General features: G+C 35.7%; 23 protein-coding genes. 19 read left to right on the top strand and 4 right to left on the bottom strand.

The window, feature by feature from the left end; translation table 11 throughout:
- The first annotated feature begins 47 nt into the window (after positions 1-47).
- Both gldB and gldC read left to right on the top strand, forming a co-directional pair.
- The gene (gene gldB / locus BUB95_RS07440; protein WP_073084855.1) at positions 48-1013 is read left to right on the top strand and encodes a gliding motility lipoprotein GldB; all 966 of its coding nucleotides are present in this window, start codon (positions 48-50) and stop codon (positions 1011-1013) included.
- A complete protein-coding gene (gene gldC, locus BUB95_RS07445; protein ID WP_073084857.1) occupies positions 1014-1355 on the top strand; it encodes a gliding motility protein GldC in 342 nt (113 codons plus the stop codon).
- Here the strand turns inward: gldC and BUB95_RS07450 are convergent.
- On the bottom strand, positions 1352-2128 hold the full coding sequence (locus BUB95_RS07450) for a hypothetical protein (protein WP_073084859.1): 777 nt from the start codon (positions 2126-2128) through the stop codon (positions 1352-1354). The two genes, gldC and BUB95_RS07450, sit on opposite strands and share 4 nt — an antisense overlap.
- A gap of 269 nt (positions 2129-2397) precedes the next feature.
- Between BUB95_RS07450 and BUB95_RS07455 the strand changes: the two genes are divergently transcribed.
- Entirely contained in the window at positions 2398-3006 is a 609-nt protein-coding gene (locus BUB95_RS07455) for a DUF4230 domain-containing protein (RefSeq protein ID WP_073084861.1), read from the top strand.
- On the opposite strand, the gene BUB95_RS07460 is transcribed toward BUB95_RS07455, so the two are convergent.
- Both BUB95_RS07460 and BUB95_RS07465 read right to left on the bottom strand, forming a co-directional pair.
- Positions 2998-3306 (bottom strand): rhodanese-like domain-containing protein, encoded by a 309-nt coding sequence (locus BUB95_RS07460; RefSeq protein ID WP_073084863.1) that lies wholly within the window; start codon positions 3304-3306, stop codon positions 2998-3000. The two genes, BUB95_RS07455 and BUB95_RS07460, sit on opposite strands and share 9 nt — an antisense overlap.
- Positions 3307-3312: 6 nt before the next feature.
- On the bottom strand, positions 3313-5067 hold the full coding sequence (locus BUB95_RS07465) for an aromatic amino acid hydroxylase (RefSeq protein WP_073084865.1): 1755 nt from the start codon (positions 5065-5067) through the stop codon (positions 3313-3315).
- 91 nt (positions 5068-5158) lie between these two features.
- Between BUB95_RS07465 and BUB95_RS07470 the strand changes: the two genes are divergently transcribed.
- From BUB95_RS07470 to BUB95_RS07540, 15 genes are all read left to right on the top strand, one after another.
- Positions 5159-5728: a TetR/AcrR family transcriptional regulator gene (locus BUB95_RS07470; protein ID WP_073084867.1), complete on the top strand. Its 570-nt coding sequence runs from the start codon at positions 5159-5161 to the stop codon at positions 5726-5728.
- Positions 5729-5795: 67 nt separating this feature from the next.
- Positions 5796-6869, top strand: coding sequence for a 2Fe-2S iron-sulfur cluster-binding protein (locus BUB95_RS07475; protein WP_073084869.1), 1074 nt, complete (start codon positions 5796-5798; stop codon positions 6867-6869).
- Positions 6870-6936: 67 nt separating this feature from the next.
- A complete protein-coding gene (gene paaA, locus BUB95_RS07480; RefSeq protein ID WP_073084871.1) occupies positions 6937-7893 on the top strand; it encodes a 1,2-phenylacetyl-CoA epoxidase subunit PaaA in 957 nt (318 codons plus the stop codon).
- Between the two features lie 11 nt (positions 7894-7904).
- The gene (paaB, locus tag BUB95_RS07485; RefSeq protein ID WP_073084874.1) at positions 7905-8192 is read left to right on the top strand and encodes a 1,2-phenylacetyl-CoA epoxidase subunit PaaB; all 288 of its coding nucleotides are present in this window, start codon (positions 7905-7907) and stop codon (positions 8190-8192) included.
- Positions 8192-8947, top strand: a complete 756-nt coding sequence (gene paaC / locus BUB95_RS07490; protein WP_073084876.1) for a 1,2-phenylacetyl-CoA epoxidase subunit PaaC — start codon at positions 8192-8194, stop codon at positions 8945-8947. Before paaB ends, paaC begins: the two co-directional genes overlap by 1 nt.
- A gap of 107 nt (positions 8948-9054) precedes the next feature.
- The gene (paaD, locus tag BUB95_RS07495; protein ID WP_073084877.1) at positions 9055-9555 is read left to right on the top strand and encodes a 1,2-phenylacetyl-CoA epoxidase subunit PaaD; all 501 of its coding nucleotides are present in this window, start codon (positions 9055-9057) and stop codon (positions 9553-9555) included.
- A 65-nt stretch (positions 9556-9620) separates the two neighbouring features.
- Complete coding sequence (locus BUB95_RS07500) at positions 9621-10400, top strand: enoyl-CoA hydratase-related protein (protein WP_073084880.1); 780 nt, start codon at positions 9621-9623, stop codon at positions 10398-10400.
- Positions 10401-11336 carry a threonine ammonia-lyase gene (locus BUB95_RS07505; RefSeq protein ID WP_073084882.1) on the top strand — a complete coding sequence of 312 codons (936 nt, stop codon included), beginning with the start codon at positions 10401-10403 and terminating at the stop codon, positions 11334-11336.
- Positions 11337-11345: 9 nt separating this feature from the next.
- Entirely contained in the window at positions 11346-12500 is a 1155-nt protein-coding gene (locus BUB95_RS07510) for a 3-hydroxyacyl-CoA dehydrogenase NAD-binding domain-containing protein (RefSeq protein WP_073084884.1), read from the top strand.
- Positions 12501-12908, top strand: a complete 408-nt coding sequence (locus tag BUB95_RS07515) for a PaaI family thioesterase (protein WP_073084886.1) — start codon at positions 12501-12503, stop codon at positions 12906-12908. It begins immediately after the preceding gene.
- 8 nt (positions 12909-12916) lie between these two features.
- The gene (gene pcaF / locus BUB95_RS07520; RefSeq protein ID WP_073085150.1) at positions 12917-14125 is read left to right on the top strand and encodes a 3-oxoadipyl-CoA thiolase; all 1209 of its coding nucleotides are present in this window, start codon (positions 12917-12919) and stop codon (positions 14123-14125) included.
- Between the two features lie 2 nt (positions 14126-14127).
- Complete coding sequence (gene paaZ / locus BUB95_RS07525) at positions 14128-16665, top strand: phenylacetic acid degradation bifunctional protein PaaZ (protein WP_073084888.1); 2538 nt, start codon at positions 14128-14130, stop codon at positions 16663-16665.
- A 2-nt stretch (positions 16666-16667) separates the two neighbouring features.
- Positions 16668-17426: an enoyl-CoA hydratase/isomerase family protein gene (locus BUB95_RS07530; RefSeq protein ID WP_073084890.1), complete on the top strand. Its 759-nt coding sequence runs from the start codon at positions 16668-16670 to the stop codon at positions 17424-17426.
- A gap of 3 nt (positions 17427-17429) precedes the next feature.
- Positions 17430-18026 (top strand): acyltransferase, encoded by a 597-nt coding sequence (locus BUB95_RS07535; RefSeq protein WP_073084893.1) that lies wholly within the window; start codon positions 17430-17432, stop codon positions 18024-18026.
- A 7-nt stretch (positions 18027-18033) separates the two neighbouring features.
- Positions 18034-18732, top strand: coding sequence for a hypothetical protein (locus BUB95_RS07540; protein WP_073084895.1), 699 nt, complete (start codon positions 18034-18036; stop codon positions 18730-18732).
- Here the strand turns inward: BUB95_RS07540 and BUB95_RS07545 are convergent.
- Positions 18729-19202, bottom strand: coding sequence for an Lrp/AsnC family transcriptional regulator (locus BUB95_RS07545; RefSeq protein WP_073084897.1), 474 nt, complete (start codon positions 19200-19202; stop codon positions 18729-18731). The two genes, BUB95_RS07540 and BUB95_RS07545, sit on opposite strands and share 4 nt — an antisense overlap.
- Before the next feature lie 202 nt (positions 19203-19404).
- On the opposite strand from BUB95_RS07545, the gene BUB95_RS07550 reads away from it, so the two are divergent.
- Entirely contained in the window at positions 19405-20706 is a 1302-nt protein-coding gene (locus BUB95_RS07550; protein ID WP_083573331.1) for a dihydrolipoamide acetyltransferase family protein, read from the top strand.
- Positions 20707-20815: the final 109 nt, after the last annotated feature.

The following is a 20815-nucleotide window of genomic DNA, read 5'->3' on the forward strand; positions in this document are numbered from 1 at the left end:
TAAGAAGTGTACCTTTGCAAACAAAAATAACCGAAATATTTTTAAGAATGAAAATCAAACATATTCATTTATTATTTGTGGTTGCATTACTTTTTTTCTCGTGTGAAGATGAAAGTAAAGTTGAAAATGAAATCTCAAAAGTTGAAGTCGATTTCACTATCGAACGCTTTGATAAAATATTAGCGAGTACTACAGATAAGGATGAATTAGAGTCTGTAAAAGAAGTTTTTCCTTTTTTGCTTCCTAAGGAAATAGATTCTGTTTGGTTGGAGCAACTTAATAGCGATTTGCAGAAACAGATATTTACAGAAGCAGATAAAAATTATGGTGATTTTGAAAGTCATGCTCAAGGTTTAAAACACTTCTTTCAGCATTTAAAATACTATGACAATGCGGTTGAGATACCTATGGTGATTACAGCTGCCGATTATGTAGATTATAGAACCAAACTTATTTTTGAAGGTAATTTACTCATAATTAACTTAGTGAATTACTTAGGTGAAAATCATGAGTTTTACCAAAACATACCTCTATATTTTGCGGAGAATATGACGCCATCTCAAATAATCCCAGATATAGCCAATAAGTATGCGATGCGCTATGCTTACCAAAATCAGAGAAAGACATTTCTCGATGAAATGATTTATCATGGTAAGTTACTTTACTTTAAAGATATTATGATTCCTGAATTTTCTGATGCTGAAAAAATAGGATATTCTGAAGAAGATATAAAATGGGCGACTGAGAACGAAGCTCAGATATGGAGTTATTTTGTGGAGAAAGAAACCTTGTTTAGTACTGACCCAAAACTTTTAGGCAGATTTACAGTTCCTGCACCCTTTTCAAAATTCTATTTGGATATAGATAACGAAAGTCCTGGGCGATTAGGGCAATACATAGGTTGGCAAATTGTTAGAGCTTATGCAAAGCGAACGGAAAAAGATGTAATATCTTTAATGCGAACTGATAGTGACGAAATTTTTAAAGATTCTAAATACAAACCAAAGCGATAAATGAGTAAAACGATGAAATCTAAAATAGAGCTTAATGTAGAGCTTGACGAAAACCGAGTGCCAGAAAAATTAACTTGGTCTGCTCAAGACGGTGGCGTAAAAAACGAAGAAGCAAAAGCCGTGATGTTATCGGTTTGGGATAGTAATGCTCAAGAGACGCTTCGTATAGATTTATGGACAAAAGATATGCCCGTAGATGAGATGAAGCAGTTTTTTCATCAAACGCTTGTGACAATGAGTGATACATTTATGCGAGCAACGCAAGATGATAAGATGACAGCAACCATGAAAGATTTTTGCGATTATTTTGCTGAAAAATTAGAGTTGAAAAAAACTAACTAATTTGCTTGTGGTTTTGTGCCAAAACCATAACTTTCTGTAGTATAGTAAGGTATTACATTAAAATATGGAGATTTAGTGTTAATAAAATTTTTATCTAATTCTTTGTGTTTTAAAAACATAGAGCTGTTGTATATTTCCCATATTTTTAAAATGTTGGATTGACCTTTTAAGGTTTTTACATCCAATTGGTTTCTTTCTATCATACGGTCAATCTCTTTTTTAGTAGCCATTTTTCTTATTATTTTTGAGTAGTGACCACTATTAATCTCGTAATACACCCAGTAATTATATGTGCGTTTTTTTTCTTTTCTCTTTTTAAATGTTTTTTTTGCAATAGGCCTTTTGTAATTAAGCAATTCACTTATGCTTATAGAATCAAAGTGCTTATTATTTTTTCTTTCTTCTTTGTCAATTTTATCATATTCTGTTTCGTTTATGCTAGTTGTTTCTTTATCTTCTTCAAAGACAAAAACACTACTAGTATCTTTTTCTACCGATGTTATTTCAGTTATATGCGTATTGATATCAATTAAAGGCTCATTACGAAACAGAACGATAATTATGCGCTTATCAAGAAGAACTGCCTCTATCACATATCTGCCAATATCTAGGTCATAAAGAGGTATTTCTATTTTTTTGTCTTTTACCTTTATAGTTTCATCATAGTCTTTATTGAAAATATTTACTTTATAAATAGTTCGTTCTCCCTCGAGAATAAGACTGTCTTCAGCTTTGTTTAAGTAATGTTTAAGTTCTTTTGCTCTAAAATTCACATTTTGTATCAATGTAGATTTTTGACCATAAACTATGATCGATAAGAATAGAAAAGGCAGTATAATTTTTAAGTTAAACAAGAAGTTTTTTTAAGTATTGACTTAATATTAATCTATTACTTTCGTCAAAAGAGAGTAAAACTATATTCTTTTAATCTGAATGATAAATTTTTATGATGTATAGTACTCTTTTTTAGTTAATCTGCTTTAATTTATCGTTTAAATAAAAATTAAAAAGTTATATTTCTATCAATTATTCAAATTGATATATGAAAAAGTTTCTTTTCGGAATCATTCTTACCATAACCGTTTTAATGGTGTATAAGCAATGCACGTATCAGCCTAGAGTTGTTGTTAATAATACTTCGGACGTTATTCAAGAGCAACTAAAAAATGTGAGTAAGCTCGTAGTTACAGAAGGCAATTTCTCAGAGGTATTTAATTATGAAAATTCAAAAGAAATTTTTGGAGAATTTCTCACTGCAGAGAAAAAAGCATTAGTGGTTGTTAATGCTAAAGTAAATGTCTCCTACGATTTAAAGAAGTTAGAATATAAGTTAGATGAAGCTACTAAAACACTTCAGATTCTATCAATTCCAGATTACGAAATTTTTATAAATCCAGATTTACAGTATTACGACATTCAGGCAGATTTTTTAAATCCTTTTGAAGCAGAAGACTATAACGACATTAAAAAAACTATTAACGACGATTTAATGAAAAAAATAGAAGAGTCGTCCTTGGTTACCAATGCACAAAATAGACTGCTTAGCGAGTTATCCAAATTTTATATTCTTGCTAATTCTTTAGGGTGGAAATTAGAGTATAAGGGCGAACGACTAAACGCTCAAGACGATTTCGAAAAGTTATTACTCTAATGCTTTACGCATGGCAGAAATACCACCGCCATTTATAGCTTCAATACCATTTGCTTTTAAAATTTGAACGGCCTGCGCCGAACGAATTCCACTTGCACAATGCGCAATAACGTGTTTATTTAATGCCTTAACTTCTCCGATTCTGCTCTTTAATTCAGAAACCGGAATGTGAATTGCATTATCTATATGATTAGCATCGTATTCTTTTTGCGTGCGTACATCCAAAATCACAGCTTCCTTTTCTAAGTAGGTTTGAATGTTGTTACTTTTTTTTCCGAACAAAAAACTGAATAGTCCCATGATGTTTTAGTTTTCGTTTATAATTTCTATTCCGTCTGCAACGAGGTGAGCAATATTAGGTTGTTCATTTTTTTGTTGCTCTAAATAACCTAAAAGTTCAGTTTTTAAAGAAGAAAAATCAAATTTATCAGAAAGTTCTAAAAGTTCTAAGCTTAATAACCAATCCGGTTTGTGATTTGACTTTAATAAAGAAAAAATAGATTTTATATTATCTTCAGAAATAGTATCATTATTTCTTAAATCTCTTACGCTTTGATATAATTTTTCAAGCTGACGTTTAGTTTCATCCGTTTCAGGTTTAACCGTAGTATTTTCAGAAACATGATACAAATTCTCGAAAGAACGGTAATCTGCGCTTCCAGCATAAGCCGAAACAATAGAGGAGCCAACAGCTAAATCAAAAGTGCCGTCTTTTGGCGAAAATAACACCTCGTCTTTGTATTTTACGGTACAATCTTCAAACTGAATTAATATCAATTTTCCTTGTAGATTTCTAATTCCTGTAATATTTAAACCTTCAACAGTTATACCACTTTCGTATTCAAATGCAATACGTTTGTTATCATAAAAGTTATAGGCTTTTAAATCACGAGGTCCCATATCTTCAATAGCCAAATTAATCCCTTTTAATTTTCCAATAGGTGAACTAAATCCGTTAGGATGCGTTTCTGTGCCATGGCCAATGAGTTCTTTTTCACGATTTGCCAATGCTGTTGGTCCTTCGGTTTTAAAGAACACAACGTTGTTGTCTTCATCTCTAATCATTCGTGTAAACACACCAGAAATTTGTAAACCTGTATTAAGCTCAATAGTGCCGATTTTTTTGGAGTCAATCAATTTATTCAATCCGCGCCAACCACCTTTTCTAAGCGCCATAGTATTGCTAAACTCATCAAGCACTTGCATTAAGTAAGAGAAATCTGGTGTCACAAAAAGCTGAGGTTGAGGTTTCGTAATATCAAACTCAGTTTCCGCGGCTTTTATAGAATAGGGGATTTTCTTTACTTCGTCCGATAAACACCATTTACTTTCGCCTATAGAAGACAGTAAACCAGCACCATAAAGTCTTGGCTTATCTGTATTACCAATTAATCCATATTCGACAGTCCACCAATGTAGATTTCGTATTTGTGCCATTTCAGATAATGGTACTTTTTTATTTTGAAGTCTATTGACTTCCGCTTCTGCCTTATCAATATCTTCTTGCTTAGAGTCTTTAGCTTCTTTTAATATTGAGAGCCTTCGCACAGCTTCGTACATGTCATTATCATGAGACGATAAAATGGCTTTGGCTCCTATTTCCCCAAAGCGCCTGAGGTATTCAGCGTAGTCGGGATTGGCAATAATTGGCGCATGTCCGGCGGCTTCATGGATGATATCTGGTGCTGGTGTGTACTCAATATTTTCGAGCTGACGAATATCTGAGGCAATCACCAAAACTTTATAAGCCTGAAACTCCATAAAAGCGTTTGGCGGAATAAAACCATCTACTGCAACTGCAGCCCATCCTATTTCTTTTAGAATGCGGTTCATGCCATACATGCTCGGAATTTTATCGATAGAAATTCCAGTTAAATCTAAACCTTTGAGATAAGATTCATGGGCAACTTTACCTAAGTACGAAATATTTTTTCGCATAACAAAACGCCAGACAGCTTGGTTAATTGGGGTATAGTCATTGTAATTTTGAGGTTTAATAAACTGCTTCAGATGCGGAGGCAATCTTTCAATTAAAGGGTTGGTTTCAAAATTCTTGTTCATGCGTATATTTGTACTAAACGTAAAATTATTGTTTTAGAGTCAAGTTTTAAAGTAATAACTTACCAAATAACACATTCATTCTCTATTGTTAATGCAAAAAGAAACCCGAAAAGAAGAAATACTTAGAGTGGCAGCTCGATTATTTAAAAACAAAGGGTATAGTGCTGTAACTATGCGTGATTTGGCAACTGAAATGGGAATTAAAGCAGCGAGTCTTTACAATCATATTTCATCCAAGCAAGCTATCTTACAAGAAATTGTTTTAGCTATAGCTGAAGATTTTACAGCAGGAATGCATAAAATAATTGAAGCAGATTCTAATAGCATTAAGAAGTTAGAACAGATTATAGATTTGCATGTTAAAATTGCCATCGAAAATACAGATGGTCTAGCAGCACTAAACTCCGACTGGATGCATCTTGAAAGTAAGTTAGACTACTACTTAAAACTACGACAAGATTACGAGAATAATTATAGAACTATCATCGAGTCTGGTATAGCCAATAAAGAAATTAAGGCAGTAAAGCCAGATGTACTAATGTTTTCAATGTTGTCGACTCTTCGGTCATTATACTTATGGATACCAAAAAAAGGCAATGTGAACCCTAAAGAATTATCGGCATCTTTAGCTCAAATTCTCATTAAAGGAATTAACATCTAGTTAAGAATATTATTTATTAACTTTGTATCGTAAACTAACAGTTGTTAGTTTTGTATTTGAATTTAAAATGGTAGAATTTCATAAATTAGAGATTAAGGATATTTACAAGGAAACCGAAGATACATCGGTTATCACTTTTAATGTGCCTGCAGAATTGCAAAACGATTTTGACTTTCAACAAGGGCAGCATCTTACATTAAAAGCCAATATTAAAGGTGAAGATTTAAGAAGGTCATACTCTTTATGTTCAAGTCCTATTGACAAAAAATGGCAAGTTGCTGTCAAGCAGATTCCAGGTGGTAAATTCTCCACTTACATCAACGAAGAGCTTAAGCAAGGTGAAACACTAGAAGTTATGGCGCCAAGCGGCGCTTTTGGGGTAAAAGTTAATCCAAAAGAAGCGAAAAATTATTTGTTTTTTGCTGCGGGTAGTGGTATTACTCCAGTTTTGTCAATGATAAAAACACATTTAGCTTCAGAGCCAAATTCTACTTGTAAATTGTTCTATGTTAATAAGACAGCAAAATCTATTATCTTTAAAGAAGAACTAGAACAACTACGAAACACCTATTTTGGAAGATTAGAAATTTACTATTTCTTAACTAAAGAACGTCGAGATATTGAATTATTCAATGGGCGTTTTGATGACGAAAAAATGAAAGTGCTTACAAGTACTTTTATAGATATGCCAGATACAAATGAGGTATTTTTATGCGGCCCAGAGCAGATGGTAAAGTATGTAAGTCAGTATTTAATTGATGCTGGTTTGCCAAAAGAATTAGTGCATTACGAGTTATTTGTAACCGGACTTTCAGAAGAAGATATAAAGCGTGCTGAGCGCTTAGCGAAACAAGATGTTGAAGGGACAGAAGTGGTAATTGTAGATGGTGGAAAAGAATTTTTATTCACCATGACAAAAGAGTTTGATAATATTCTGGATGCGGCATTAAATGCTGGTGCCGATTTGCCATTTGCTTGTAAAGGTGGTGTTTGTAGTACCTGTAAATGCGAAGTGAAAGAGGGCGCTGTTGAAATGAAAATCAACTATGCCTTAGATGAAAAAGAAGTCAGTCAAAATCTGGTGCTTAGCTGTCAAGCGGTACCAACAACCGATAAAGTAGTTGTAGATTTTGATGTCTAGAAAATAAAATTGAAAAAGAAAAATTAACTCGCTTGTGGCCTAAAGCCAACAGCTAAAAGCTAAAACTATGAGTGAAGAACAAATTAGAAGTTTAGAGCGTCAATTTGATGAAAAGATTGCTCGTGACGAAAAAATTGAACCAAAAGATTGGATGCCAGAAAAGTATCGTCAGACGCATATTAGGCAAATGTCTCAGCACGCGCATTCTGAAATTGTAGGAATGCTACCAGAAGGCAATTGGATAACAAGAGCACCATCGCTAAGACGAAAAGTAGCATTGTTAGCTAAGGTTCAAGACGAAGCTGGTCATGGATTGTACTTGTATTCAGCAACAGAAACTTTAGGAATTTCTCGTGAAGAAATGTATGAGCAGTTACACACCGGTAAGGCAAAGTATTCAAGTATATTTAATTATCCAACATTAACTTGGGCAGATATGGGTGCTATAGGTTGGTTGGTTGATGGCGCAGCCATCATCAATCAAGTGCCATTATGTAATACGTCTTACGGACCATATGCAAGAGCTATGATTCGCGTATGTAAAGAAGAAAGTTTTCACCAAAGACAAGGTTTCGAAATCATGCTAAAATTAGCGAACGGTACACCAGAACAAAAAGAAATGGCGCAGGATGCTTTAAATCGCTGGTGGTGGCCAAGTTTAATGATGCTTGGACCAACAGATGATAAATCTGTACATACGGAGCAGTCTATGAAGTGGAAATTGAAGCGCAAAACTAACGATGAGTTGCGCCAACAATTTATAGACCAGACTGTGCCGCAAGCAGATATTTTAGGTTTAACAATTCCGGACCCAGATTTAAAATGGAACGAGGAGCGTCAAAGTTATGATTTTGGTGAAATTAATTGGGATGAATTTTGGCAAGTAGTCAAAGGTCACGGTCCAATGAACAAAGAACGAATGAAAGCTAGAGTAGGTGCCTGGGAACGTGGTGAATGGGTTAGAGATGCCGCTATGGCTCATGCAGAGAAAAAACAAGCAAGGAAAGAGAAACAAGCGGTTTAAAACTAAATATTATGTCAACTAAAAATTGGCCCCTTTGGGAAATCTTCGTTAGAAGTAAAAATGGATTAGAACACAGACATTGTGGTAGTTTACACGCTGCAGACTCTGAAATGGCGTTAGAAAATGCACGTGATGTATATACGAGACGTAATGAAGGTGTGAGTATCTGGGTTGTAGAATCCAAACACATAACTGCCTCAAATCCAGAGAACAACGGAGAGTTATTTGAGCCTGCTCAAGATAAGGTATATCGTCATCCAACATTTTATGATTTACCAGACGACGTAAAACACATGTGATGAAAAACGAAAACTTATACAATTACATATTAGGTATTGCAGACAACAGCTTAATTCTTGGACAAAGAATGGGAGAGCTTTGTGGGCATGGACCAAGTTTAGAGACAGACATCGCGTGTACTAATATCTCATTAGATTTGTTTGGACAAGTGCGCAGTTATTTTCAATATGCGAGTAAGATTGCTGGTGATGGAAGAACAGAAGACGATATCGCCATGCTTCGTAAGGAACGCGAATACAAGAATGTACTGTTAGCAGAACAACCAAATACTGATTTTGCATATACGATAGGTCGTCAATTTTTATTCGATGTTTATCATTTAGCATTTCTAAGAGAATTGCAAAAAAGTACAGACTTAACACTTTCTGCAATTGCCAATAAATGTATAAAAGAAGTAAGTTATCATGAGCGTTTTTCTTCGGATTGGGTAAAACGATTAGGAGATGGTACTGAGGAAAGTCATCAAAAAATGCAAAATGCAATTGACGACCTATGGACATACACTGACGAATTATTTCATCAGACTGAAGCAGATAAAGCAATGGTGGCAGAAGGAATTGGAGTAGACGTAACTAAGCTTAAAGAAGCGTATTATAAAAATGTAAGCGAGCTTTTAGAAGAGGCAACCTTAAAAGTTCCTGACTTAAAGTACTTTCAAAAGGGAGGAAAAGAAGGTGTTCATACAGAGCATATGGGCTATTTACTTACTGATTTACAATACATGCAACGTGCTTATCCAAATATGGAATGGTAAGAAATCTTTGATTTGTCATTCTGAACTTGTCTCAGAATCTCATTTCAAAATTAAATAACAAAATGAATCAAAATGGCACTCTGAGCTAGTCGAAGAGTCTCAATAATATGACAACAACAGAACAAAATATCGATACTATTCTTTTATCAATTTTAGAGAAAGTCTCAGACCCAGAAATACCAGTCCTTTCCATAATGGATATGGGCGTTGTGCGTTCTGCGGTTATCATTGATAATGTTGTTAAAGTTGAAATAACACCAACCTATAGTGGTTGTCCTGCAATGGACGTGATTGGAGATGATATAAAAAAAGCATTGAAAGAAGCGGGTTATAATGCTGAAGTTGATTTGATTTTACACCCAGCTTGGACAACCGATTGGATTACACCAAGAGGACGCAAAGCCTTAGAAAATTACGGAATCGCCGCACCTTTAGATGCTGAAGCTGATAAAGATGTACTATTGAATGGAAAGCGTATTGTAAAATGTCCGCAGTGTAAGTCCACTAATACGAAACTAGTAAGTCAATTTGGTTCAACAGCGTGTAAAGCACAATTTCAGTGTGATGATTGCCAAGAGCCTTTTGATTATTTTAAATGTTTGAAGTAACTTATTCTAAATCCTTAGATTGTCCTCTTGAGGGTACTTTAAGGGTGTTTTAAAGAAAAACAAATATGAGCTCAATCCTTCTTAAGGTTGAAAATAAAATAGCAACCATAACATTAAATCGACCAGAAGTGTTTAATAGCTTTAATCGTGAAATGGCTCTAAGTCTTCAAGGAATTCTCGACGATTGCGAAACTAACGAAGACGTTAGAGCTATTGTTTTAACAGGAAATGGAAAAGCTTTCTGTGCTGGTCAAGATTTAAAAGAAGTTACAAATCCAGAACTTAATCCTGGTTTCAAAAAAATACTAGAAGAACATTATAATCCTATAATTTCTCGAATCCGTAATATTGAAAAACCAATTATCGCAGCAGTTAACGGTGTTGCTGCTGGCGCGGGTGCAAATATTGCATTGGCTTGTGATGTGGTCATTGCAGATGAAAAAGCCAGTTTTATACAAGCATTTAGCTTAATTGGACTAATACCCGATAGTGCAGGAACCTTCTTTCTGCCACGTTTAATTGGTTTTCAGAAGGCTTCGGCTTTGGCTATGCTAGGCGATAAAGTATCAGCAGAAGAAGCCGAACGTATAGGTATGATTTATAAATATGTATCTTCGGAAGAATTCTCAAATACTATAGATAGTATTGCTGCTAAAATGGCAAATTTACCAACTATCGCTCTCGGACTTATAAAAAAGACATTCAATAAATCACTTACCAATAATCTCACAGAGCAACTGGCTTTAGAATCTAAAAATCAAATTGAAGCAGCAGGAAGTGAAGATTATGCAGAAGGCGTATCTGCATTTATAGAAAAACGTAAGCCAAACTTTAAAGGGAATTAATTGAACAAAGAAACCCTAATAGAAGTTCACAATAGAATAAAGCCATTTATTCACAAAACACCTGTGCTAAGCTCGAGCCTAATAAATGAAATGGTTGGAGCCGATATTGTATTTAAATGTGAGAACTTTCAAAAAATGGGAGCTTTTAAAATGCGTGGTGCAGCCAATGCGATTTTGTCTTTATCTAAAGAAGAAAGACAACGAGGCGTAGTTACACATTCTTCAGGAAATTTTGCTCAAGCGGTTTCTTTAGCGGCTCAAAAATTAAATGTTAAGGCTTATATTGTAATGCCAGAAAACGCACCACAAGTTAAAAAAGATGGTGTAAAAACATATCAAGGTGAAATTATAGAATGCGAATCTACACCTCAAGCGAGAGAAGCTACAGCAAACAGGATTAAAGAAGAAAAAGGAGCTTCCTTTTTACACCCATCTAACCAAGATGAGGTGATTTATGGCAATAGCACAGCTGCGATGGAACTATTAGACGAGCATCCAAATTTGGACGTGATTCTCACACCAGTTGGTGGTGGTGGACTCATCGCAGGTACTGCATTAGCGGCACATTATTTTTCTGATAATTGTAAAGTGATTGGAGGCGAACCAATGGAAGCAGATGATGCGTATCGTTCTTTGTTTTCTGGTAAAATAGAAACCAATAATAGTTTCCATACGGTTGCCGATGGTTTGCGTACGCATTTAGGAGACCGTAATTTTCCAATTATTCAAAAATACGTAGACAAGATTATTAGAGTAGAAGAAGATGAAATCATTAATGCAATGCAGCTCATTTGGGAACGAATGAAGATTATAATTGAGCCATCATGCGCCGTTCCATTTGCGGCGCTTCTAAAAAACAAGCAAGAATTCAAAAACAAAAAAATAGGCATTATCTTGTCTGGCGGAAATGTAGATGTCAAAAATCTACCATTTTAATAAAAAACTATGAACGTAGGAATTATAGGTTCTGGAACCATGGGAAGTGGTATTGCGCAAGTTGCTGCTACTGCTGGTTGTCAAGTGAAATTATACGATACCAATCAAGCTGCTTTAGATAAGGCTAAAGTTGCATTAGAAAAAATATTAAATCGTTTGATTGAAAAAGGTCGAATTGATGCAGGTGAAAAGAATAAGATTCAATCTAATATTAGTTATGTAAACACTCTGAAAGACTTATCAGATTCTAACTTAACAATTGAAGCGATTATCGAAAATCTCGACATAAAAAAGAAAGTCTTTTCAGAGCTCGAAACTTATGTTTCTGATAAATGTATCATAGCTTCAAATACCTCTAGTTTGTCAATAGCTTCAATAGCAGCCTCCTTACAAAAGCCAGAACGTTGCATTGGTATTCATTTTTTTAACCCGGCACCCTTAATGAAACTGGTTGAGGTGATTCCAGCTATTCAAACATCGAAAGAGGTTCTTGATAAATCTGTACAAATCATTTCCGATTGGAAAAAAGTAGTAGCCGTAGCTAAGGATACACCTGGTTTTATAGTCAATAGAGTGGCAAGACCATTCTACGGTGAAGCACTTCGGATTTATGAAGAAGGAATTGCCGACTTTGCTACTATTGATTATGCAATGAAAACCATCGGAAAATTCAGAATGGGACCATTTGAGCTCATGGATTTTATTGGTAACGATGTCAATTATACGGTTACTGAAACTGTGTTTACCGCTTTCTATTTTGACCCAAGATATAAACCATCATTTACCCAAAAGCGTTTTGCAGAAGCAGGTTATTTAGGAAGAAAGTCTGGAAAGGGATATTATGATTATTCAGAAAACGCAACGAAACCCAGCCCTGTAAAAGATGAAGTACTAGCTGAAAAAATTTTCGACCGTGTTTTAGTCATGCTCATCAACGAAGCTGCAGATGCACTATTTTTAAATATTGCCTCAGCTCAAGATATTGATAATGCTATGACCAAGGGCGTGAATTACCCTAAAGGCTTATTAGCTTGGGCAGACGAAAAAGGAATCGATTGGTGCGTTTCAGAATTAGACGCATTATATAACGACTATCATGAAGATAGATACCGATGCAGTCCGTTATTGCGTAAAATGAATAGAGAACATAAAACATTCTTTTAATTGAAAGACGAAGAAATTCCATATAAAATGCTATCACAAGATGCCTTTAGCCAATGGTTGGGTATTGAGATTTTAGAATGTGAAATCGGGCGTTGTAAACTTGGTATGACCATAAGAAAGGATATGCTTAACAGTATGAACAAAGCTCATGGCGGAATAAGCTATGCGTTAGCAGATACAGCGTTTGGTTTTGCCGCAAATACACATGGTAAATATGCAGTTTCCATTGAAACTAGTATTAACCATATCGAAGCATTAAATGAAGGTGATGAGTTGGTGGCGGAATCTGTAATTGAAAAAGTAAATAATAAACTCGGCTTCAATATCATTGAAGTCAAAAGAGGTGAAGAATTAGTGGCGCTTTTTAAAGGTGTCGTATATAGAACACAAAAAGATTGGGAACAATAAAACAAGAAATGAAAGAAGCATATATCATAGACGGCATAAGAACTCCAATAGGAAATTACAAAGGCACCTTATCTGCAGTTCGCACAGACGATTTGGGAGCATTGGTGATTGCAGAAGTTGTGAAGCGAAATCCAAACATCCCAAAAGATGCCTATGACGATGTGATTATGGGTTGCGCTAATCAAGCCGGTGAAGATAATCGTAACGTAGCACGTATGTCATCATTATTGGCAGGATTGCCATTTACGGTGCCAGGAGAAACTGTAAACCGTCTATGTAGTTCAGGATTATCAGCAATCATTCATGCCAATCGCGCTATAAAAGCAGGAGATGGTGATATTTTTATTTCAGGTGGTGTGGAGAATATGACGCGCGGACCGTATGTTATGGCAAAACCAAGTTCAGCATATGGAGGAGATTCTAAACTATATGATTCTACTTTTGGATGGCGTTTTATCAATCCGAAAATGCATGAGATGTATGGAACCGATGGTATGGGAAATACTGCTGAAAACTTAGTGGAGAAGTATAATATTTCAAGAGAAGACCAAGACAAGTTTGCCTATTGGAGCCAGATGAAAGCATCCAAAGCACAAGAAAATGGACGTTTAGCAAAGGAGATTGTAACGGTAGAAATTCAGCAACGTAAAAAAGACCCAATTCAGTTTTCGAAAGACGAATTTGTAAAACCAAATACCTCACTTGAAGTATTAGGAAAACTTCGTCCAGCATTCAAAAAAGAAGGTGGAAGTGTTACTGCAGGGAATTCTTCTGGATTAAACGATGGAGCTGCGGCGACAATAATTGCATCTGAAGATGCAGTGAAAAAATATAGTTTAAAGCCATTAGCACGAATTGTAAGTTCTGCAGTGGTTGGAGTAGAACCAAGAATCATGGGAATTGGTCCAGTTAAAGCCTCAAACAAAGCATTAGAAAAAGCAGGATTGACCATGAACAATATGGATGTTATTGAGCTTAATGAAGCTTTTGCGGCGCAGGCTTTGGCTTGCACAAGAGCTTGGGGATTGGCAGATGATGACCCAAGATTAAATCCAAATGGAGGTTCAATTGCAATTGGTCATCCTTTAGGAGTGACAGGAGCAAGAATAGCCTATTCCGCAGCCTTGGAATTACAAGAACAGAAGAAGAGATATGCATTAATTACCATGTGCATTGGCGTTGGTCAAGGTTATGCTGCGATAATTGAACGCGTTTAATTATGGAAAAAATACAACATTACGTCCAAGGATACTGGACAACAGGAAAAGAAGAAGGAACGCCAATCCTTGACGCGGTTACAGGTGAAGCATTCACAAGCGTCGCTGTCGAAGGCTTAGATATCCCCGAAATTCTTAATTACGGAAGAACTAAAGGAGGCGAAGTACTTCGTAAAATGACGTTTCAAGAGCGTGGGAATATGCTTAAAAAATTAGCATTATACCTCACAAAACGAAAAGATGCGTTTTATGAATTAAGCTATAGAACAGGAGCCACCAAAGTCGATAGTTGGATAGATATCGAAGGAGGGTTCGGAAACTTATTCGCCAATGCATCTTTAAGAAAGCTATTTCCTAATCAGTCTTACCATGTGGAAGGAGATCCCATTGATTTATCTCGTGGCGGACGCTTTATGGCACATCATATCATGGTACCTAAAAAAGGAGTAGCAGTGCATATTAATGCGTTTAATTTCCCGGTTTGGGGAATGTTAGAAAAGTGTGCTGTTAATTGGATGGCAGGTGTTCCAGCAGTGGTATTACCAGCGCCTTCATCATCCTATTTAGCAGAGGCCGTAGCTAGAACAATAATTGATTCTGGTATTTTACCTGAAGGTGCACTACAGATAATCAATGGAACAGTTAAGACTATTTTGGATACCGTAGAATCTCAAGATGTAGTGACCTTTACAGGTTCGGCGCAAACAGGCCGATTGCTAAAGGCACATCCACGATTGATTCAAGAATCTGTGCCATTCACCATGGAAGCGGATTCATTAAACGCTTCTATTTTAGGAGAAGATGCTGTTCCTGGAACACCAGAATTCGACCTGTTTATCAAAGAGGTCCGTAAAGAAATGACGGTTAAAGCTGGACAAAAATGTACAGCGATAAGGCGGATTATTGTTCCAGAGAATTTAGTTGAAGATGTTCAAATGGCTTTAGGCAAAGCACTAGACAAGGTCACTATTGGGGACCCAAGACTCAAAGAAGTTAGAATGGGTTCTCTGGTAAGTAAACAGCAAGTTCAGGCTGTCAAAGATTCAGTAAATGATTTAGCTAAAGAAGCTCAAATTGTTTATGGTGATTTAGATAAAATTGAGACGATAGGAGCAGATGCCAAAAAAGGCGCTTTTATAAGTCCAATCGTATTACGAGCAGACCATCCATTTCAAAATTCAATCATTCACGAGCGTGAAGCCTTTGGTCCAGTAAGTACCATTATGCCTTATAAAAATTTAGATGAAGCGATTACATTGGCTCAAATGGGTAAAGGTTCATTAGTGTCTTCAATTGCGACTAATGACGATAAAATTGCTAAAGAGTATGTGGTAAATGCAGCATCTCATCATGGACGTATTTTAGTATTAAATAGAGAAAGTGCCAAAGAAAGTACAGGTCACGGTTCACCGTTACCTTATTTGGTACATGGTGGACCAGGACGTGCAGGCGGTGGCGAAGAAATGGGCGGCATGCGCGGCATCAAACATTATTTGCAGCGTACAGCCATTCAAGGTTCGCCAACAACAATTACGGAGATTACGGGTATTTATCAGCAAAATGCAAAATATACCGTAGCCGAACAGCATCCATTCAAATACCACTGGGAAGACATCCATCCAGGTATGTCACTTAAAACCCATAACCGTACAATTACGGATACGGATATCATGAATTTCGCCAATCTAACGTGGGACCATTTCTACGCACATACCGACATTACGTCTTTAGATGGAAGTATTTTCGAGAAAAGAACTGCTCACGGTTATTTCATTATATCTGCAGCGGCGGGCTTATTTGTATATCCTAACAAAGGGCCAGTTGCGGCTAATTACGGTTTAGATAGTATCCGTTTTTTACGACCATTATATCATAATGACACCATTAATGTACGCTTAACGTGTAAAGAAAAAGTAGATAGAGATGTAGCTTCTGCCGAACATCCGAGTGGCATCGTAAAATGGCACGTTGAGGTGTTTGATGCTAATTTTGAAAATCGACCAAAAAGTCAAAAAACAGATAAGGATAGTCCGCTAGTTGCAGTAGCAACCATATTAACTATGGTTGAGAAAAAGCAAGAAACTTTCGTGGAGATGACAGATGAAATGATAGATGAATGTTTATCAAAACTTTCTGAGGATACAAAGCCAAAATGGGGAATCATGAGACCACAACACATGATTGAGCATTTGGAATACACCTATAAAATTGCGGCTGGCGAAATTCAAGATTTTGAAATTTCAACACCAGAAAAGATTTTAGAAAAGGTGAAAAACAGTCTTTGGAATTATGATAAATTCCCAAAAAACAGTCAATTTCCATTACTGGAAAAGGACACGCTTGATGATTTAAAATATGAAAATTTAGCAACGGCAATCGGAAAGTTTAAGTCACAACGTGAGAAATATTTAGAATACTTCAAAGAAAATCCAGATGCCACGTTACGTAACATGGTATTTGGAGAATTAAATAGATACGAGTGGTATTTATTAGAGCGTAAGCATTTAAATCATCATTTTGAACAATTTGGATTAATATAATTATGGCAGAGCAACAACCATACGTAAAACAAACCATAGAAAACGAAGTAGGATATATCGAATTTTTTCATCCTGCGCACAACTCACTTCCTGGAGATGTTTTAACTGAATTAGCAAATACAATTACAGAAGCTGGGAAAAACGATGCCATTAAAGTAATCGTTCTTAAAAGCGGAGGTGACCGTACCTTTTGTGCTGGAGCAAGCTTTAATGAGTTGATTAACATTAATGATGCGGCGACAGGAAAAGTATTCTTTTCAGGTTTTGCCAATGTCATCAATGCCATGCGTAAATGTCCCAAATTTATTATTGGACGTATTCAAGGTAAAACCGTTGGCGGAGGTGTGGGTCTTGCGGCCTCAACGGATTACTGTATGGCTACTAAATTTGCCGCTATAAAGTTGAGTGAACTCAATATTGGTATTGGACCTTTTGTCGTTGGCCCAGCTATTGAGCGTAAGATAGGATTAAGCGCAATGTCACAAATTGCAATTGATGCCAATTCATTTTATCCCGCAGAATGGGCAAAACAAAAAGGCTTATTTACACATGTTTTTGAAAGTACAGAAGCACTAGATGAAGCGGTTAAGAAAACAGCTGAACATTTATGCACTTATAACACCGAGGCCATGCTAGAAATGAAAAAAGTATTCTGGAAGGGCACAGATGATTGGGATGAACTATTGGCAGAACGTGCAGCAACTAGTGGTCGATTAGTCTTATCGGATTTTACAAAAGAGAAATTAAAAGAATTTAAATAAAAAATGATTTATTCATTTAAAGGCTTCACACCGGTCGTTCATGAATCTAGTTTTGTGCATCCTTTGGCGGCTGTGACAGGTAACGTTATCATTGGTAAAAACTGTTATATAGGCCCAGGAGCTGCTATTCGTGGTGATTGGGGGCAAATTATTTTAGAAGATGGTGTCAATGTACAAGAAAACTGTACCGTGCATATGTTTCCTGGTAAGTCAATTACCCTAAAAGAAAGTGCTCATGTTGGCCATGGTGCCATTATACATGGTGCGAATTTGGGGAGGAATTGTTTAATTGGTATGAATGCTGTGATTATGGATGATGCCGAAATAGGCGATGAATCTATTGTAGGTGCAATGGCATTTGTAAAGGCCGAAACTATAATTCCTAAACGAAGCTTGGTCGTCGGAAATCCTGCAAAAGTAATTAAGCAAGTTTCTGATGAAATGATAGCTTGGAAAACAAAAGGCACGGAACTTTATCAGCAATTACCAACGGATTGTCATGAGTCTTTAAAAGAAGTTGAGCCACTTCGAGAAGTGGCTAAAGATTTACCGACTCAGGAAGAAGCGTACAAGACTTTACGTGAAGCTTTTAAGAAATGATTAAAGTTTGAAACACGAGGAAAATATTGCAAAAGACTTTTTTGAGTTTATAGGATATGATGACATTAAATTCGAGCCTAAAGGTAATAGGACACCAGATTTTGTTTTGGATGGTAAAATAGCTGTTGAGGTCAGAAGGCTAAATAGATTCTATAATAATGAACCTTTGGAAAAAGTAGCCTTTAATTTTTTTCCCAAGATTTTAAATCAAATTGAAAATTTCAAAACAGAAAAAATAACAAATATTTCATCTTTTGTAAGTGTTAGTTATATTAGACCAATAAAGTATAACAAGGATATCAAGAAAAGAATTAACGATGTATTAGAAACTCATCTAGAAGAAATAGGTGAGTCAAAAAAATATATTATTAATGAAAGTTTAACCCTAGACTTCATCCCATCTGAAAAGTGGCTTGGTAAAATTTATAATTTCGGAATGTATTCGGATTTAAATGATTTTGGATTTATAGTTTCGGATATCGTCGAAAGTTTAAAAATCATTATCCCTGAAAAAACAGCAAAAGTTGAAAATTACAAATCAGAATATAAAGTTTGGTGGCTGGCACTTATTGACAATGTTGGATATGGTTTGAGTAAAAATGAAATTATACAGTTAAAATCTTTAATCGACTTTGATTTATATTTTGATGATATAGTTTTTATTTCTCCCTTGAATTTTGAAAATGGAAAATTTCTTAAAACTTAGACTCTACTCAAATCAATCTCATTGGTTTCTTTCCCTGTAGATAGTGTAATCAAACTTTGCACATTGCCTAAGTAGGGAAGTAATGTCAATTTTGAAATTATAAAATGCTCATAAGCTTCAATATCTTCAACGACAAGCTTCAATAAATAATCAAAGTTACCGCTTACCCGATGACATTCTACAATTTCTGGAAAGTTATTGATTTCTGTAACAAACTTTTCAAGATAACTTCTGGTATGGCCTTGAAGCGTGATTCCGATAAAAACAGTAAGTTTTAAGCCTATTTTTTTATTATCTAAAACAGCCACATATTTTTTAATGTAGCCTTCTTTTTCAAGTTTTTTAATGCGTTCAAAAATAGGAGATGTGGTCATTCCAAGTTCGTCTGCAATGCTTTTTGTAGTGCGGTTACTATTGTTTTGAAGCATTGCTAATATTTGTGTGTCGATATGGTCTAAAGTGTACGCCATCAGAAAAAAAATAGAATATTTTATTGTTTTTACTATTGTAAAAGTATAAAATTCTTATTTAATATCTATTTTAAGAATATAATTCTGTTTAATTATAATTTAAAAGTTTTTAACATCTTAAAAAGGTGTTTGTATTTATATTTAATACTTTAAAAAATATAAATATTTTCTATTGGAAAAGTTTGATTTAAAAATGCCCAAAATGGGTGAAAGCATCACCGAAGGAACCATTATTAATTGGTTGGTCAACGAGGGCGACTCTTTTGATGAAGGTGATATTTTATTAGAAGTTGCCACAGATAAAGTTGATAACGAAGTTCCAGCTCCAGCTTCAGGAACATTAGTGAAAACGTTGTTTGCGCCAAAGGATGTTGTTCCAGTTGGCGAGGTTATAGCAATTTTAGAAGTTTCTGAAGAGAAGAAATTGAATTCGAACTCGAACCTTAAATCGAAAGAAAATTTCACACTGAGCGCAGTCGAAGTACCACAAAAAGAAAAATTAAGGAATAAAAATAAAAACCAATCTGCTCCACAATATTCAGTACCGAGTTTTTCTTCCCCTTTGGGGAAGACAGATGGGGCTTCTTTTTTTTCACCATTAATCATTTCCATAGCCAAAGAACATCATATCAGTTTTGAAGAACTAGCGCGAATTCCTGCAACAGGAAATGAGGGGCGATTACGCAAAAGCGATTTGTTTCGATATATCGAAGATGGAAGACCGTACAAATTTGCGCAACCTGTTCAACAAGACTCAACGGCGTATAGAATTCCACAATTATCTTTCGACAAAGGCAAAGGTAAAATCATTGAGATGGATCGCATGCGTCAGATGATTGCAGACCACATGGTTTATTCCAAGCATACGTCGCCACACGTAACTGCTTATGTTGAGGCGGACATGACTAACATGGTGAATTGGCGTAATGCTAATAAAAAAGCCTTTCAAGAAAAGTACGGTGAGCGTTTAACCTTTACACCATTATTTGTCGAAGCAGTTGCAAAAGCAATAAAAGACTTTCCGAATATTAATGCTTCGGTTGATGGTAATAATATTATTGTAAAAGAGGATATAAACATTGGTATGGCAACGGCATTACCTAGTGGAAATCTTATCGTTCCTGTGGTCAAAAATGCGGACACAAAAGATTTAAAGGTTTTAGCTTCTAACGTTAATGAATTGGCTGCAAAGGCAAGAGATAATAAACTTGGTGGAGATGATATTAAGGGAAGTACGTTTACAATTTCTAACGTAGGAACCTTTGGCAGTGTTATGGGAACACCTATCATTAATCAGCCAGAAGTCGCCATACTCGCACTTGGCATCATAAAAAAACGTCCTGAAGTCATTGAGACGGAAAGCGGTGATGAAATCGCGATTAGAAGCATGATGTATCTGTCGCTGTCATTCGACCATCGCGTAGTTGATGGCTTCTTGGGCGGAAGTTTTGTACGTCGCGTGGCAGATTATTTTGAACAGTTTGATATTAATAGAGACATCTAGAATATAGAGATTAGACCGCTTCGCTTTTAGATATAATCAATGCGAAGCATTGAAATAAATGTTGAAATGCCGAATATAAAAATCAAATCGTTAAGAATTCAGGAAGCCT

The sequence above is a fragment of the Winogradskyella jejuensis genome, assembly GCF_900129745.1.
Classification (GTDB): Bacteria; Bacteroidota; Bacteroidia; order Flavobacteriales; family Flavobacteriaceae; genus Winogradskyella; species Winogradskyella jejuensis.

What these genes read in the sequence shown, in the direction of transcription:
- gldB (WP_073084855.1), top strand. Translation starts at nt 48, where the DNA reads ATGAAAATCAAACATATTCATTTATTATTTGTGGTTGCATTACTTTTT.
- gldC (WP_073084857.1), top strand. Translation starts at nt 1,014, where the DNA reads ATGAGTAAAACGATGAAATCTAAAATAGAGCTTAATGTAGAGCTTGAC.
- BUB95_RS07455 (WP_073084861.1), top strand. Translation starts at nt 2,398, where the DNA reads ATGAAAAAGTTTCTTTTCGGAATCATTCTTACCATAACCGTTTTAATG.
- BUB95_RS07460 (WP_073084863.1), bottom strand. Translation starts at nt 3,306, where the DNA reads ATGGGACTATTCAGTTTTTTGTTCGGAAAAAAAAGTAACAACATTCAA.
- BUB95_RS07465 (WP_073084865.1), bottom strand. Translation starts at nt 5,067, where the DNA reads ATGAACAAGAATTTTGAAACCAACCCTTTAATTGAAAGATTGCCTCCG.
- BUB95_RS07470 (WP_073084867.1), top strand. Translation starts at nt 5,159, where the DNA reads ATGCAAAAAGAAACCCGAAAAGAAGAAATACTTAGAGTGGCAGCTCGA.
- BUB95_RS07475 (WP_073084869.1), top strand. Translation starts at nt 5,796, where the DNA reads ATGGTAGAATTTCATAAATTAGAGATTAAGGATATTTACAAGGAAACC.
- paaA (WP_073084871.1), top strand. Translation starts at nt 6,937, where the DNA reads ATGAGTGAAGAACAAATTAGAAGTTTAGAGCGTCAATTTGATGAAAAG.
- paaB (WP_073084874.1), top strand. Translation starts at nt 7,905, where the DNA reads ATGTCAACTAAAAATTGGCCCCTTTGGGAAATCTTCGTTAGAAGTAAA.
- paaC (WP_073084876.1), top strand. Translation starts at nt 8,192, where the DNA reads ATGAAAAACGAAAACTTATACAATTACATATTAGGTATTGCAGACAAC.
- paaD (WP_073084877.1), top strand. Translation starts at nt 9,055, where the DNA reads ATGACAACAACAGAACAAAATATCGATACTATTCTTTTATCAATTTTA.
- BUB95_RS07500 (WP_073084880.1), top strand. Translation starts at nt 9,621, where the DNA reads ATGAGCTCAATCCTTCTTAAGGTTGAAAATAAAATAGCAACCATAACA.
- BUB95_RS07510 (WP_073084884.1), top strand. Translation starts at nt 11,346, where the DNA reads ATGAACGTAGGAATTATAGGTTCTGGAACCATGGGAAGTGGTATTGCG.
- pcaF (WP_073085150.1), top strand. Translation starts at nt 12,917, where the DNA reads ATGAAAGAAGCATATATCATAGACGGCATAAGAACTCCAATAGGAAAT.
- paaZ (WP_073084888.1), top strand. Translation starts at nt 14,128, where the DNA reads ATGGAAAAAATACAACATTACGTCCAAGGATACTGGACAACAGGAAAA.
- BUB95_RS07530 (WP_073084890.1), top strand. Translation starts at nt 16,668, where the DNA reads ATGGCAGAGCAACAACCATACGTAAAACAAACCATAGAAAACGAAGTA.
- BUB95_RS07535 (WP_073084893.1), top strand. Translation starts at nt 17,430, where the DNA reads ATGATTTATTCATTTAAAGGCTTCACACCGGTCGTTCATGAATCTAGT.
- BUB95_RS07545 (WP_073084897.1), bottom strand. Translation starts at nt 19,202, where the DNA reads ATGGCGTACACTTTAGACCATATCGACACACAAATATTAGCAATGCTT.
- BUB95_RS07550 (WP_083573331.1), top strand. Translation starts at nt 19,405, where the DNA reads ATGGGTGAAAGCATCACCGAAGGAACCATTATTAATTGGTTGGTCAAC.